The sequence below is a fragment of the Trichocoleus sp. FACHB-262 genome (assembly GCF_014696035.1).
In the GTDB taxonomy this organism is placed as follows: Bacteria; Cyanobacteriota; Cyanobacteriia; order FACHB-46; family FACHB-46; genus Trichocoleus.
The window spans coordinates 1-15710 of sequence record NZ_JACJPK010000118.1; the positions used below are offsets into that span (position 1 = coordinate 1).

Sequence of the window (15710 nt, forward strand, 5' to 3'; positions counted from 1 at the left end):
CGAGCAGGAGCCGCAAATCCAAGTACCTGGATGAGTTGAAGCAACGCTGCGTGTCGTTATATCGAGAAGGAAAAACAATGCTTGAAGTTGCGCGGCTGAGGATGACTGGCTCCTAACCCCGCACCGTTGTCACCATGAAAATATTCGTGAAACAGGATGTAATTGCGCCAGTGCGGATCTGATTGAAAGGTTTCTAAGTCGCCATAGATCGGACGGCGACCTGACTCATTTTGCTCAAACAGGGCAACTGAACGGTGGGAGAGGGCGATCGCCACTTCCCGCAGCGTCATTTCCTGCCCTGAACCGGTGGGACATTCCACCTTAAACTCATCGCCGAAATAGCTGTGAAACTGCCAGAGCGCTTCAATAATTAGATAATTTACTGGAAACCAGATCGGTCCACGCCAATTGGAATTGCCGCCGAATAAACCAGTCGTTGATTCTGCCGGTTCATAGTGGACATAGTAGCTAGCTCCAGAGCATTCCAGTACGTAAGGATGTTCCTGATGATATTTAGAAATCGCTCGAATGCCGTGAGGACTGAAGAACTCGTCTTCATCTAACATTCGTTGCAAAATTCGCTTTAGCTTTGCGTCGTACACAATCGACAACAATCGTCTGGCCCCCATACCCGGAGTTTCCATGCAGGCAATATTGTTTTTCAAGTCCGGACGATTTTGAATAAACCACTGCATCCGCTTTTTGAAACCTGGAAATTGTTCCAATGTTTCTAATTCCAGAACCGTCACAGCATAGAGGGGGATTAACCCCACCATTGATCGCACCTTGAGCGGCAACTGCTGCCCCTGTGGCAATTGCAGCGCATCATAGTAGAACCCATCTTCTTCATTCCACAATGCAATGTTGGTATCCCCAATGCCATCGATCGCATCAGCAATATAGAGAAAGTGTTCAAAAAATTTGCTGGCAATATCTTCATAAGACTTATCTTCCTTTGCCAGTTCCAGAGCGATCGCCAGCATATTTAAGCAATACATTCCCATCCAACTGGTGCCGTCTGCCTGATTGAGATAGCCGCCTGTAGGCAACTCCTTGCTGCGATCGAATACTCCAATGTTATCCAGTCCCAGGAAACCACCCTGAAACACATTCTTGCCCGCTACATCTTTGCGATTGACCCACCAAGTGAAGTTGAGCAGCAGTTTGTGAAAGACCCGCTGAAGGAACTGGCGGTCGCTACGTCCATAAGACTTTTGCTCAATCTGATACACTCGCAGCGCTGCCCATGCCTGCACAGGAGGATTCACATCACTAAACGCCCATTCATAGGCGGGTAGCTGACCGTTGGGCTGCATATACCATTCGCGAGTCAGGCGATCGAGTTGCAGCTTAGCAAAATCGGGGTCAATGACCACCAACGGAATCAGGTGAAACGCCAGATCCCAGGCGGCAAACCAGGGATATTCCCATTTGTCGGGCATCGAAAGGATATCTTCGCTGAACAAGTGGCTCCACTCACGGTTGCGTCCTTCTTTGCGTTCAGCGGGTGGTTGTGGTTGCCCAGAATCGCCATTTAACCAGTCTTGCACCACATAGTGATAGTACTGTTTGCTCCACAGTAAGCCTGCAAATGCCTGCCGCTGAATGTTGCGTTCATCTTCCGACATTGGAAAAGGAGAAATTCGCTGATAAAACTCATCGGCTTCCTGTTTGCGTGTCTCAAAAAGATGAGTGAATTCTGCTCCAAACGGCTCAGCAATTGTTGCAACATCGCTCAGGCGTAGGCGAATAGTTTTTGTTTCTCCCGGTGCGAGCGATAGCTGATAGTGAGCCGCAAACTTAGTGCCGATGCGATCGCCATTCACGGCATCCTGCTGTCCCTCGACAACATAATCATTGATGCCATCTTTCACATAAGGCGAGGTATTGCGAACACTAAATAGTCGCTCGTAGTTCGTTTCATTATCTGTGAAGAGTAAGCCTGCGCCCCTTTCGCAATAAAGCCAACGAGTTCCCAAAGTTGGATGAATCGCTTCAACCACGCTGAACTCTTGCTCATTCACAACTTTAATGAATGGTTTTTTACTCTCCGGATTCCAATCCCAGGTGTTGCGAAACCAGAGCGTTGGCAATAAATGCAATGTGTGTGTTTCGGAGCTACGATTGGCGATCGCCACCTGAATCAAAATATCATCAGGTGAGGCTTTGGCGTATTCCACAAACACATCAAAGTAGCGATTCTCCGCAAAAATTCCAGTATCCAGCAGCTCAAATTCTGGCTCGGTTTTGCTTCTGTGACGGTTTTCTTCTACCAGTTGAGTATAGGGAAATGCCTGCTGTGGATACTTATACAGGCACTTCATGTAAGAATGAGTAGGTGTATTGTCGAGGTAAAAATAATACTCCTTGACATCCTCACCGTGATTGCCCTCTGGGCCAGTTAAGCCAAACAGCCGTTCTTTTAAGATGGGATCATTCCCATTCCAAAGCGCGATCGCAAAACATAACCGCTGCCGACTGTCTGAGATGCCTGCAATGCCGTCTTCACCCCAGCGGTAGGTGCGCGATCGCGACTGTTCATGGGAAAAATAATCCCAGGCAGCACCATAGGGACTGTAATCTTCTCGCACGGTTCCCCACTGCCGTTCACTGAGATAAGGACCCCAACGTTTCCAGTAGGCAGTTCGCTCCCGGTCTTGCTGTAATCGAACTTCTTCTGGAGTCATAACTACTGCTCCTGGTAGTTCCACAACAATCCACCATCAACAAAGAAAGTGGTTCCAGTTACATAGTCAGACTCAGCCGATGCGAGAAACGTGACAATCGAGGCCACATCTGCCGGTTTGCCTAATCGCCCTAGCGGAATGTTGCTCAGCAGTGCGCCTAATTTTTCTGGATCGTTTAGTAGCTTGGTGTTGATGGGTGTCTCGATCGCACCGGGTGCCACATTATTAATCGTGATCCCAAAGGGAGCTAGCTCAACCGCAAGATTACGAGTCAGCATTTTTAAGCCACCCTTACTGGCACAATAAGCCGCAAAGTGAGGAAAGGGCAATTCTTCGTGAACCGAACTGATATTGATCACCTTGCCAGGATGCTTCGTCTCCATCAAATGTTTGGCAAAGGATTGAGTGGCAAAAAATACACCCTTTAAGTTCACATTCATGACGGCATCATAGTCTGCCTCAGTCACATCCCAAAAGTCTGCGTTCTTCTCGATTCCAGCGTTGTTGACTAGAATGTCTAGTTTGCCAAAGTGAGTGATGCTGTCTGCAATCATGCGCTGCACGTCAGCAACCATACCCGTATCGGCTTGAACGGTGAAGCCATCGACCATATGACATTGGCCACCCGCTGCTTTTACCTTTGAGAGGGTTTCCTCTGCCCCCTCTGGATGAGAACGGTAGTTAATCACAACGCTCGCTCCTTCTTGGGCGAGACGAATGGCGATCGCCTGTCCAATTCCCTGGCTGCTACCTGTAACCAGTGCAACTTTGCCTTCCAGCTTCATACTTACTCCAATGATGGTGTTGATTCGATCAAGAAGGAACGGATAGGTTGAAAACTTTTGAAATGTTTCGTTGAAGCATCAAGCAAAGTTCCAGAAAACTCAAATCGCGACGATTTGCTTGCATCACAGCATAAGTTGAAGAAGTTAAAGATTCAGTTCACCCGCAACAATGTCAAGCACCCAGTTTTGGTTAAGCTAGGGAGAGCTATCAAAACGATCTTTTTGTGTCGTTACTTGCACGATGAGCGTATTCATCAGGAGATTCAGGAAGGCTTGAGTGCCGTCATAAACTGGAATAGCGCTAATGACTGCATAGATGCAGCAAATGGGAGTGAATGAACTCAAAACCTTTATGCCACTCATTTATGACCATGTCAATCTTTATGTGCGCTTCTTCTTCCAATCGATTGAAATCAGCAGACAAGATAGACCTGCAATCCCCGCTGATTTGGAAGATTGAATGGGTTGCATGATTTAGTCGGGGGTTAATGAAACAGCAGTGGATAGCAACCTTGCTGCCACTTGATCGACCATCCATATCACATTTCCTTGAGCCGGATGAACGATTTGAGCAGGTAAGCGATCGGGTTGATGCTGTCCTTCCAACACTGCTTTCAGCGTTGTAGCTTTCTCTACTCCAGTGACAAAGAAGATGATTGTATTCGCGTTGTTAATCACAGGTGGCGTTAAGGTAATGCGATCGCTGTTCAACTCTTCCACCCAGGGTGCAACGACTAAACGAGTTTGCTCATGAACCGCAGCAGTGCCAGGAAATAGAGAGGCGGTGTGTCCGTTAGCCCCCATCCCCAACAACACTAAATCGAAGCGAGGAAATTCATGTTCACCGAGTTGAAAAAATTGTTTCAGGTCTCGTTCATATTCAGCAGCAACTGCTTGAGCATCTGAATTTTCAGCTTTAATGCGATGCACGTTTTCCTGTGGAATCGGAACTTGAAACAGCAATTGCTCTTGTGCCATCCGAAAGTTGCTACTGGAATCATTTGGTGGAACGTGACGTTCATCACCCCAAAATAGGTGGACTTGATTCCAGGAGATTTGATCACGCCAGAGTTGAGTTGCCAACAGTGCGTAAAGACTTTTGGGAGTTGAGCCACCGGAGAGGACGACCGTGAATCGTCCTCGTGCTTGAATCGCTTGCTGGGCTTTTTGCACAAACTCAGTAGCAGCAGCGTGCGTCAGCGCTTCAAGCTTGGCAAAAACTTGAATTTCGGGCTTCATCTGAGATCGGATTAATTTTTGCATGATCGTTCCCTTTATTTCAAAACTGGAATTGGAGCATGGGATGGGTGAGTGTTGTAAATGTCCATGATGGCGTTGAGTAACCGCAACGCATCTGGTTTTGAACGTTGAAATGAATTGCGTCCAATAATTGAGCCAAATCCGTGGCCCGCATGAATCGCTCGAATTTCATTCAGAAGGGCATCATCACTGTTGGTCTCTCCACCCGAGAAGATGACAATTCGTCGTCCGTTAAAGGTACATTGCACCACATGATGCACCCGTTCAGATAACGTTGCGATCGGGATTTGCTCTTGTTCATATACCTTGCGCGCTGCCTCCTGCTCGATATGCTCGTTCGGCAGTTTCACCTTGATGATGTGAGCACCCAACTGAGCCGCAATCTGAGCTGCATAGCCAATCACGTCGATCGCTCTCTCACCCGTTTTGCTTAAACCCGATCCACGGGCGTACGACCAAATCACCACAACCAATCCATTCCGCTTCGCTTCTTCGGCATAGGCTCGAATCTGGTCATACATCTCAAACCGATGGGCTGAACCGGGATAGATGGTGAAGCCGATGCCAACGCAGCCTAATCTCAGCGCATCCTGTACACTGCCCGTTAACGCTTGCATCGGGTCAGATTCATCTAACAGCGCATCGTGATCATTGGCTTTCAGAATCAGAGGAATTTCACCAGCAAATTCTCGCGCTCCTGCTTCCAAAAACCCTAGTGGTGCAGCGTAAGCATTACATCCGGCTGCGATCGCCAACTCAAAATGATAACGAGGATCATAAGCGGGTGGATTCGGGGCAAAACTGCGGGCTGGACCATGCTCAAAGCCCTGATCAACTGGCAGAATCACTAGTTTTCCGGTGCCTGCTAATTTACCATGATTGAGCAAACGGCTCAAATTAGTCAGCGTTCCAGGATTATCACTGCCATACCAACTGAGAATTTCTTTTACTCGTTGAGTCATTGTGTTTCTCCTAAATGTTCAAAGTCTGGTCCAATAAAATCTTTCTTCCGCTCTTCACGGCATATCCTGCCAGCAACTTCGGCAAAACCAATGCACTTGATGGTCACGGATATGTCGAAGGAGTGGACTAGAACAGCAGAGACAGACTGTTCCATCCATTCCAGAGCTAAACCGTTGGTCGAAGACGGCTTTTGGGAATTTCTGTGGCTGTGCGATCGCCCAAGATAAACCATTCGACCGCATTAGCAAATCCCTCCTCTTCATAAGAAGTGGTTACATACTGAGCCTGTTGCTGCACCTCTGCACTCGCATTACCCATGGCAATGCTCAACCCACTGCGTTCAAACATTGGCACATCATTGAGCATGTCTCCGATCGTGGCAATCTCCTGTCTGGGAATTCCGAGCAGGTGTGAGAGGCGATCAACAACAGCCCCTTTGTTAGCTTGTGGATGAGTTACATCCAGATAATAAGGCTGAGAGCGAGCCGCAGACACTTGCTCGCCGCCACCCGAACTGGCTCCTGCCCGACAGTGAACATGCGGGCTAAACGTCTGCTGAACATCGGTTTCGCAGTGAGCAACAGCATCCAAGTCATCGCTAACGCCAACAATTTTGATAACGTTATCGAGTAAACCGTCGAAACTAGAAACAACCGTAGGTGAAAACTTAACGGTCCACTCTTCACGATCGACGTGAGGGCCATGCCGCTCATGCACGAACCAATCCTTACCGCGATAGATCCAGACATCAAGATGATGGTCAGCAATCATCTTGATCACATCTTGAGCAATGGTTGTGGGTAAGACGTTTTCCTCCAGGGTAGAGAAGTCGGGGTAGACAAATAGACCGCCATTAAATGCCGCAATTAGCTCTGTCAGCTTTAGCTCATCAGTGATCGTTTTCATACCCAATGGCGGACGACCGCTGGTAATCGTGAAACGAATACCAGCATCCCAAAGTTTATGAATGGCTGCACGAGTGCGATCGGTCAGGATTTTTTCTTTGGTCACTAGCGTCCCATCGACATCTGCAAGCAGCAGAGAAATCTTAGAGGATTGAATGGTTTGACTCATGATGAGGAAGTTGTTGAAACGTCATTTAGTTTGACTACGAAAGGCTATCGTTATCTGATGAACAGTTCTCTTACGCTGTACCGACCCGCCATTGCCGACCATCTCGCTCTAGTAGTGCATCGGCTTGCGTCGGCCCCCAGGTGCCAGCAGTGTAATTAGGAAAGTTTTGCGGCGATGTTGCTGCCCAGACATCGAGAATGGGTGACACAATACGCCAGCCTAGCTCGACGTTGTCCGATCGCTGAAATAAAGTAGCGTCACCAATCATGCAGTCATAGAGCAGCGTTTCATACCCCGTACTGGGAGTTGTGCCAAAGTAGTCGGCGTAGCAAAAATCCATCTTCACCGCTCCCATCTGCATCGTTGGTCCGGGAATCTTAGCTCCAAGCTGAAAGCTAATGCCCTCATCCGGTTGAATGCGAAGTACCAGAAAATTGGGCGTCAAATGATCGATCGAGGTATCCCGAAACAGAAGGGAGGGCACTTGCTTGAATTGGACTACAACCTCAGTGACTCGTGCGGATAAGCATTTTCCAGTTCGTAAATAAAACGGCACCCCAGCCCAGCGCCAATTATCAATGGTGAGCTTTAAGGCAGCGTAGGTTTCAGTGGTCGAGTCGGGAGCAACCCGTGGTTCCGATCGATAGGCAGGTACCGTCTTTCCATTCACTGTGCCTTCGCCGTATTGCCCCTGTACTGTCTGGGTTTGCACCATCTCAGCCGTAAAGGGCTGAACGGACTTCAGCAATTTTGACTTCTCATCGCGTACAGCATCGGCATCAAATGAGACAGGAGGTTCCATCGTTATCATGGTCAATAATTGAAACAGATGGTTTTGCATCATGTCTCGTACTGCCCCCGTCCCTTCGTAGAAGTTACCTCTACCCTCTACGCCAACTGTCTCCGCCACCGTAATTTGCACATGGTCGATATGTTCCCGATTCCAAATCGGTTCAAATAGTCCATTACCAAAACGAAATACCAGGATATTCTGAACGGTTTCTTTACCCAGGTAATGATCGATGCGGTAGATCTGGCTTTCCTTCAGCACGTGACTGATGTTTTGATTTAAGCTGCGGGCAGACTCCAGATCATGTCCAAATGGTTTTTCAATGATGACGCGCCGCCAGTGCCCGTCATCCTCCTGCACTAACCCGGCTGCACCCAGTTGGGCAATGATGTCACAGAAGAAGTTAGAAGAGGTTGCCAGGTAAAATAGGTAGTTTCCTTGAGTGCCACAATCCTGGTCTACCTGAGTCAGCAAATTGTGCAGCTGCTGGTACATCTTCGCATCTTGAAACTCACCAGAAAGATAGTACAGTCGCTGCTCAAACTGCTGCCAAAGCTGATCATCGACGGCAACCGTTGCGAATTCGTGAATGTCCCGATTGAGTTTGCTGCGGAAGTCATCCTGGCTGATGGGAGTGTGAGCCACCCCCACGATCGCAAACTCCTGTGGCAGTAAATTACTGCGCTTCAGGTTGTAGAGTGCAGGCAACAATAAGCGCTTGGTTAAATCTCCAGCAGCGCCAAAGATGACGATCGTGCAAGGTCCAGCTGAATGAGCCAAAGGTTCAACTGCGGCATGAGAGGCAATGGCAACCGTCATGATGAAATCTCCGCATGTTCTTCAATGTGTCCGCCGAATTGATAGCGCATGGCAGAAAGCAACTTAGTTGCAAATTCATCCTCATCTCTAGAGCTAAAGCGCTGATAGACAGCAGCACTCAGCACGGGCGCGGGAGCACCTTCATCGATCGCTGCCGTAATCGTCCAGCGTCCTTCTCCAGAATCAGATATTCGACCGGCAAAGGTAGAGAGATGGGGATCTTGAAGCAGGGCGATCGCAGTTAAATCCAGCAGCCAAGAAGCAATGACGCTACCGCGCCGCCAGACCTCAGCAACGTCTGGCAAATTGAAGTCGTATTGGTAGTGTTCTGGATTACGGAGCGGTGTTGATTCAGCACTGGCAGCCCGCTGCTGTTTACCTACATTCGCGTGATGCAAAATATTGAGTCCCTCGGCGTAGGCTGCCATGATTCCGTATTCGATGCCGTTATGCACCATCTTGACGAAATGACCCGCACCACTGGAACCACAGTGCAAATAGCCTTGCTCAGCCGTACCACTTACTTTTTCTCGACTGGGGGTGCGATCAATGGTTCCAACTCCGGGTGCCAAAGTTTTGAGAATGGGGTCAAGATGTTGTACAGCCGTTTCCGGTCCCCCAATCATCATGCAATAGCCACGTTCTAGCCCCCACACTCCGCCGCTGGTTCCAATGTCAACGTAATGAATTCCCTTGGATTCAAGCGCATTTGCCCGGCGAATATCATCAATGTAATAAGAATTGCCACCATCAATCAGAATGTCGCCTGCTTCTAGCTTCTGAGCTAATTCCATCACTATGTCTTCAGTGGGATCTCCGGCGGGCACCATCAGCCAGATCGCACGAGGTTTATCGAGCTTTTGGACAAGATCATCCAGGGTGTAAGCTCCGATCGCCCCTTCCGATGCGAGTTGTTTCACTTTATTGGGTGAGCGGTTGAACACAACACATTCATGATTATTTCGTAGCAAGCGGCGGACAATATTTGCGCCCATACGCCCTAGACCAATGACACCAAGTTGCATTGTTGTTTCTCCAATGGGATTGTTGATTGCGGGAAGTGCAGGTTGAAGGCATTTAGTTTGCGCGATGACAGCATTGCATCATTCTTGACTAACTGCCTGATTGATGCAGAATGACTTACAGAATTTGCTCGATTATCGTTTGCAGTGTGGCTAAACCTGCTTGCACATCCTTGCTGAGATGAATTCGCAGTGCCCGGCGATCGCGGTCTGCTAAGACCTGAAAATCTCCCCGTGCTTGAGCAGCTTTCACCACACCAAACGTATATTTCTGCTGAGGAACTAGAATATCTGTTGCATCATCACAGGTGATTTGGAGAAACACACCGCTATTCGGTCCACCTTTATATGCCTGTCCGGTGGAGTGCAAAAAGCGAGGACCAAACCCTAAGCAGGTTGCCACTTTCTTCGCATCTCGAATGGTTTCTCGGATTATTTGCAATTGTATTTGATGGGCATCGTTGCGATCGATGTATGCCAGGAGTGCACAATAATCTCCTTGCTGTAGCCGGTTGAGGTGAGCACGCAGGTAGCCACCTAACGATTGATCAGTTCCTGCTGCCTTAAACAGCGCAGCCGCATTTTTGGAATCTGTAAATAATTGAATGCCTGCTTCAATCACGATCGGTGTTTCCGATGGAAGTGTGCCAGATTTTTCATACTCTGTCGTTAACTGATGAGTCACAATTTTGCTGGCTTCCACATCCGGTTGATTAAAGGCATTGATACCCATGATGGAACTCGCCACAGCTGTTGCAATTTCCCACCGGAAGAACTCTTGACCAATTTGATAAGGATCGGCAATGGAAATACGAACGACAGGTTGTCCTGCTTGCTCTAACGCTGTAACGGCTGCATCCTGAGCTGAGTCAGCCGCAGACTCTAGGCGAATGTAGGCAAAGATGCGATCATCTCCATAGACTGATGGATTACCTAGCGGTTCTTGATCCACGGGAATTAATCCCTTACCCTCTTTGCCTGTAGACTCTGCCAGTAGTTGCTCTAGCCAGGCACCTAAATCTGCAATTCCTGGTGAGGCAATCAGCGTTACTTTATCTCGTCCCTGGTTTGCCAGCACGCCCAGAATATTGCCTAAGACAACGCCAGGATTCTCTTTGGCTGGAACTGATGGTGCACAGGAATGTACCATCACTTCAGCCGTATCGAGGAACTTTGCCACATCCACTCCCATTGCTGCCGCAGGCACCATGCCGAAGTTCGATAGAGCAGAGTAGCGACCGCCAATACTGGGTACACCAAAGAAGAGATGGCGGAAGTCATCGCCTTCGGCAATGTGTTGCAGTTTAGAACCCGGATCAGTCACGGCAATGAAGCGGTTGCCTGCCGACTCTGCACCCAAAAGTTTCTGCACTTGATCAAAGAAATACTGCTTAAAGATATTGGGCTCTAACGTGCTGCCAGACTTACTCGACACAATGAACAAGGTTCGAGTGAGGTCAATTTGACGTTCGATCGCCTTGATTTGAGCTGGATCAGTGGAATCAAGCACCAGCAGTTCTGGAAAGCCTTGTTTGTTACCAAAGGTCAGCTTCATCACCTCTGGGCAGAGCGACGAGCCACCCATCCCCAGTAGCAATACATGAGTAAACTCCAGGTCTTGAACATCTTGCGCTAGTTGCTTCAGGTGGTCAATGTGCGCCAGTTGGTCTTCGGTAATGCCGAGCCAGCCCAACCACTTGTTTTCATCCGTACCTGTCCACAGCGTTGCATCCCGCGCCCATAGACGACGAATCTTACCGTTCTGCTGCCAATCGTCTAGAGACGCTTGCACAGCTTTGTTCAAAGGTTCGGGCAGTTTATAGGTGAGCGAGTTAAGCTTGTTGCCCAGAATCGCGGTTCGTTTTTCTTCGACAGCACTCAACAATTGGTCAAAGGCATTCCTGAAAAGTTGTAAACCTTCTGCCAATAATTGATCTGTCACCTGTTGTAAAGAGATTCCCGCTTGCTGTAGGTTTGCTAGGGTCGATCGAGCCTCATCCAGACTTTCAGTCAAACTAGACCTCGGCTGCCCATGAGTGCGGAAGACAGATAGCGTGGCTGGCGGAACTGTATTTACCGTGTCAGAGCCAATCAATTCCTCGACATACCGCACATCGCTGTATTGGGGATTCTTTGTTCCTGTACTTGCCCACAACAATCGCTGGGTTTGTGCCCCTTGACTGGATAACTTCTGCCAGCGGTTCGATTGATAAATGGTTTGATAACGCTGATAAGCGAGTTTAGCATTGGCGATCGCCACGTTGCCCAATAAACCTTTGAGCACATCGCGCTGCGCTGCATCGGCAGTAGTTTTGAGTTGAGCCGTGATCAGGTTATCAACAGTATTATCAATTCGGCTAACAAAGAAGCTAGCAACACTGGCAATGCAGCTGATGTCTCCACCTTTTGCCGCCAGTAGCTCTAAACCAGTAATGAAGGCATTAGCAACCTGCTCATAAACATCCTGAGCAAACAGCAGCGTCACATTCACATTAATGCCTTCACTAATGAGTTGTTGAATGGCGGGAATTCCCGCCGGGGTTGCAGGCACTTTAACCATCAAATTGGGACGATCCACTGCCTGCCACAGTCGGCGGGCTTCAGAAATGGTTTGCTGTGTATCATCTGCCAAATAAGGAGAAACTTCTAGACTGATGTAACCATCGCGTCGATCGGTTTGCTCATAAATCGGTCTCAAGAGGTCTGCCGTTGCTTGAATATCGGCAATGGCGAACGTCTCATAGAGCGACATGGCATCTCGATCGTGGCTTTGTTCAATGGTTGACAAAGCGCTGTCATAATCGGTGCTACCTGCGATCGCTTTTTCAAAGATCGAAGGATTTGAAGTCACACCTCGCAATCCATCTTTGTCAATTAAATGTTGGAGTTCACCACTGCTAATTAAACTGCGACGAATATAGTCTAACCAAACCGATTGCCCATAGGATTGGAGGGATTGCAAAGGGTTTTTGGGTTGTGATGCTTGTAAAGTAACCATCTGGTCATATCCTTATTGAATTGGCAACTAAATTTGACACAAGTATGCAAGAACACAAAATATCAACTTGCTAACTGTGCTTTTGCGGCTGCAACAACTTTGTCAGGCGTGAAACCAAACTTGCGCTGCAATTCTTTTAGAGGAGCTGAAGCCCCAAACGTGTGCATAACAATGCGGGCACCTCTCGAACCCACATACTCACCCCAGCCAAAGGTTGATGCTTGCTCCACACAAACACGGGCGGTAGTTGAGGGTGGAATCACACTATCGCGGTAGTCCTGATTTTGCTGCTCAAACAGCTCCCATGAAGGCATACTCACCACTCGCGCCTTAATTCCTTCGGTCTTAAGCTGTTCATACGCTGTAATGCAGAGTGAAACTTCGCTTCCGGTTGCTAGCAGTAATACATCGGGTTTGCCGTTCTCCGCATCTGCCAGAACATAAGCCCCTTTAGCCAAACCGGATGCCGCCGCATACTGGGTACGATCGAGCGTCGGTAATGCCTGTCGAGACAACACCAGCACCACAGGTTGATGCTGCAATTGCATAATTACTCGCCAAGCTTCTACGACTTCATTCGCGTCGGCAGGTCGCAGAGTAATCAATCCCGGAATTGCTCGCAGTGATGCCAACTGTTCAACAGGTTGATGGGTGGGACCATCTTCGCCAACCCCGATCGAGTCATGCGTGAAGATGTAGATGACCGGAATTTCCATCAGCGCACTGAGGCGAATGGAGGGACGACAGTAATCACTGAAAATAAAGAATCCAGAGCCATAGGCACGGACTTTACTCAATGAAAGTCCGTTGAGGATTGCTGCCATTGCATGTTCGCGGATGCCAAAGTGGAAGTTACGCCCACTGCGATCGTCTGCACTAAAATCACCCGCGCCCTCAAAGGTGAGCCGTGTTTTCGTTGAGGGAGCCAGATCGGCAGCACCACCAATTAACCAGGGGATCTGCTGAGCGATCGCATTCAGCACGCTGGCAGAGGCATCCCGTCCCCCTAGCCCTTTGACATCAGCAGGAAACGTTGGCAGTGCGGTTTCCCAATCATCAGGAAGTTGGCGATGCTGCATCTTATAGAGTTGGTCTGCCAGATCTGGATATTTGGCACTGTACTCATCAAAGGTTTGCATCCACTTCTGGCGCAGACGATGTCCTCGTTGCCCTAAGTGCTTTTGAAAGTGCGCTTGTACGCCCTCCGGTACCAAAAACTTAGCATCTTCAGACCAGCCGTAATTGCGTTTCGTTAACCGAATTTCCTCTTCCCCTAGCGGGTCCCCGTGAGCTGCACTGGTATCATGTCTATGTGGCGCACCATAGCCAATGTGGCTATCGACAATGATTAGCGTGGGGCGATCGTGTGTTTCCTGAAAGGTTTGAAATGCTCGCTCCAGCATCTCTAAATCATTAGCATCACTGACTCGAATGAGGTTCCAACCGTAAGCTAGAAAACGAGTGCCTATATCATCACTAAAGGTGAGATGGGTATTCCCCTCGATCGTGATGTGGTTGTTATCATAAATCCAGCAGAGATTGGAGAGCTTTAAATGCCCAGCTAGAGAAGCGGCTTCGTTGGAAATACCCTCCATCATGCAGCCATCGCCACACAGGGCGTAGACGTTATAGTTAAATAACTCAAAGTCAGGACGATTAAAGTGTTGTGCCATCCATTGTCTGGCGATCGCCATTCCTACACTTGTCGCCACACCCTGTCCCAATGGTCCTGTAGTCGTTTCAATGCCAGAAGTCCAGCGATATTCAGGATGTCCAGGACATTTGCTATCCAGTTGGCGGAAGTGCTTAATATCATCGAGCGTAATGGAGGATTCACCTAATTGTTCGTACTTTGCATTAACAGCTTTGACACCCGTCAAATACAACAACGAATACAGCAGCATTGAAGCATGACCGTTCGATAAAACAAAGCGATCGCGATTTGCCCAGATCGGATCATCGGGATCGAACCGTAAAAATCGCTGCCACAAACAGTAAGCAACGGGAGCTAATGCCATTGGTGTACCTGGATGCCCAGACTTTGCCTGCTGCACCGCGTCCATCGATAAGGTTCGAATCGTGTTAACGCATAGCTCATCGAGTTGTGTTTGATTTGAAGCTTGAGTTTGGGCAATCACTGCTTGCTCTCCTTCTTAAGGCTTTATAGAAAGAATTAGCGATGTCAACAAAACGCCTTTAAGCGTTAATTTTTAACTTGTGCTAATGCTTTTGGAAAATGAAAGATTTTACTGGCTAAATACGCTGCTTATTATTGACATTGAAGTTATCCAAAAGCAGCAACTCATTGCAGTGTGCAATACGATCCAATTTCTAACCAGCCAAGATTGCTCAGTTATAGACAATTTAAGACGAATGAAACTGACTTAAGAGCTTTATGGCTTACGCAATTGGCACGGCGATCGCACTCAGGTCAGAGCAGTTGAGTATAAAGTAGAGAGAGGACCGCACATTGTCAAATTTTGGCTGTGAGCAAGTGAGCTCGCAAAAAAAGGAGCCACACCTGGTAAATTTGGGTAGGATTACCAACTTTTACCCTGTAGGGTGACTCTATGCTCAAACTCCAGCATCTTCCTTCAACGGTGCTGCTTCACACAAGTATGCTTGTATCTAGTTAGGTTAACCTGTTATCTGCCAACAGTTTAACCTAACTAGATTGCTAAGAAACTGACCCGTTGAGGGCAGGTAAATCAAGAGCGCCACAGACAGAAGCCTAGACATTGCTTGCCGATCAAATTCTTTGATGTTGAAGATGTCGTCTGTTCGTGCGATTTTTTTGAGGTTTGGCTTTTACGACTTTGCAAAGATAATAACCCTACTTGATTTCGGCAGGATCAAATTCGATAACTCGCCCTGGTCGGGCTGCCAAAAATACGTCGTAGGTGGCGCAATAAGCAATAGTGACATCGTCAGCTTTGTTATAGAGATGGACGACTGTGCCAGCCCCTCCTGGTTGGAGTGCAATGGGTGTCAAATCGCCAAAAAATAGACGGCGAATCGTGTCTCCACTGCCTAATTCATCTCTTACCTTTTGTAGCAGAGCAAGTTTCTTCTCAATGGTTGAGGGTGTTGGATTTGCTGGGTCAGCTGATAAATGCATGGCTATAATTCTCCAGTGGTTTTTACAGTGATACTCGTTGGCGTTCTAGTCTAGAAAATCGATTCTTGACAGCATTAAGCACTGCCATAGACTGGAACTGCTGCCCCTCGAACATCTTGAGCCGCTTCAGATGCTAAGAAACAAATCACTTGAGCTAAAGATTCAGGTTTAACCCAGTTGTGCGCATTCTCAGC

General features: G+C 48.2%; 11 protein-coding genes and 1 pseudogene. 2 read left to right on the forward strand and 10 right to left on the reverse strand.

Translation table 11 applies throughout. The annotated features are described in order from the left end of the window. Positions 1-56 precede the first annotated feature (56 nt). Both H6F68_RS28270 and H6F68_RS28275 read right to left on the reverse strand, forming a co-directional pair. Positions 57-2687 (reverse strand): MGH1-like glycoside hydrolase domain-containing protein, encoded by a 2631-nt coding sequence (locus H6F68_RS28270; protein WP_190564280.1) that lies wholly within the window; start codon positions 2685-2687, stop codon positions 57-59. A 2-nt stretch (positions 2688-2689) separates the two neighbouring features. Further along, positions 2690-3472, reverse strand: coding sequence for a glucose 1-dehydrogenase (locus H6F68_RS28275; protein WP_190564282.1), 783 nt, complete (start codon positions 3470-3472; stop codon positions 2690-2692). A gap of 153 nt (positions 3473-3625) precedes the next feature. Between H6F68_RS28275 and H6F68_RS28280 the strand changes: the two are divergent. Continuing rightward, positions 3626-3787: pseudogene (locus H6F68_RS28280) on the forward strand (Tn3 family transposase); the annotation flags it as partial. A 1-nt stretch (position 3788) separates the two neighbouring features. Further along, the gene (locus H6F68_RS28780; protein ID WP_206755574.1) at positions 3789-3932 is read left to right on the forward strand and encodes a hypothetical protein; all 144 of its coding nucleotides are present in this window, start codon (positions 3789-3791) and stop codon (positions 3930-3932) included. Positions 3933-3946: 14 nt separating this feature from the next. Here the strand turns inward: H6F68_RS28780 and pgl are convergent, their stop codons facing one another. The 8 genes from pgl to H6F68_RS28320 all read right to left on the reverse strand — a co-directional run bounded on the left by pgl (position 3947) and on the right by H6F68_RS28320 (position 15516). After that, complete coding sequence (pgl, locus tag H6F68_RS28285) at positions 3947-4735, reverse strand: 6-phosphogluconolactonase (RefSeq protein ID WP_199300467.1); 789 nt, start codon at positions 4733-4735, stop codon at positions 3947-3949. A gap of 11 nt (positions 4736-4746) precedes the next feature. After that, the gene (locus H6F68_RS28290) at positions 4747-5694 is read right to left on the reverse strand and encodes a class I fructose-bisphosphate aldolase (RefSeq protein ID WP_190552563.1); all 948 of its coding nucleotides are present in this window, start codon (positions 5692-5694) and stop codon (positions 4747-4749) included. Between the two features lie 166 nt (positions 5695-5860). Next, entirely contained in the window at positions 5861-6769 is a 909-nt protein-coding gene (locus H6F68_RS28295) for a Cof-type HAD-IIB family hydrolase (protein WP_190564284.1), read from the reverse strand. 70 nt (positions 6770-6839) lie between these two features. Continuing rightward, entirely contained in the window at positions 6840-8378 is a 1539-nt protein-coding gene (zwf, locus tag H6F68_RS28300; protein WP_190564286.1) for a glucose-6-phosphate dehydrogenase, read from the reverse strand. Beyond that, positions 8375-9403 carry a phosphogluconate dehydrogenase (NAD(+)-dependent, decarboxylating) gene (gene gnd, locus H6F68_RS28305; protein WP_190564288.1) on the reverse strand — a complete coding sequence of 343 codons (1029 nt, stop codon included), beginning with the start codon at positions 9401-9403 and terminating at the stop codon, positions 8375-8377. Before gnd ends, zwf begins: the two co-directional genes overlap by 4 nt. Positions 9404-9518: 115 nt before the next feature. Continuing rightward, positions 9519-12398 (reverse strand): bifunctional transaldolase/phosoglucose isomerase, encoded by a 2880-nt coding sequence (locus H6F68_RS28310; protein ID WP_190564290.1) that lies wholly within the window; start codon positions 12396-12398, stop codon positions 9519-9521. A gap of 62 nt (positions 12399-12460) precedes the next feature. Next, the gene (gene tkt, locus H6F68_RS28315; protein ID WP_313930282.1) at positions 12461-14536 is read right to left on the reverse strand and encodes a transketolase; all 2076 of its coding nucleotides are present in this window, start codon (positions 14534-14536) and stop codon (positions 12461-12463) included. A 695-nt stretch (positions 14537-15231) separates the two neighbouring features. Beyond that, the gene (locus H6F68_RS28320; protein WP_190443446.1) at positions 15232-15516 is read right to left on the reverse strand and encodes a hypothetical protein; all 285 of its coding nucleotides are present in this window, start codon (positions 15514-15516) and stop codon (positions 15232-15234) included. Between the last annotated feature and the right edge of the window lie 194 nt (positions 15517-15710).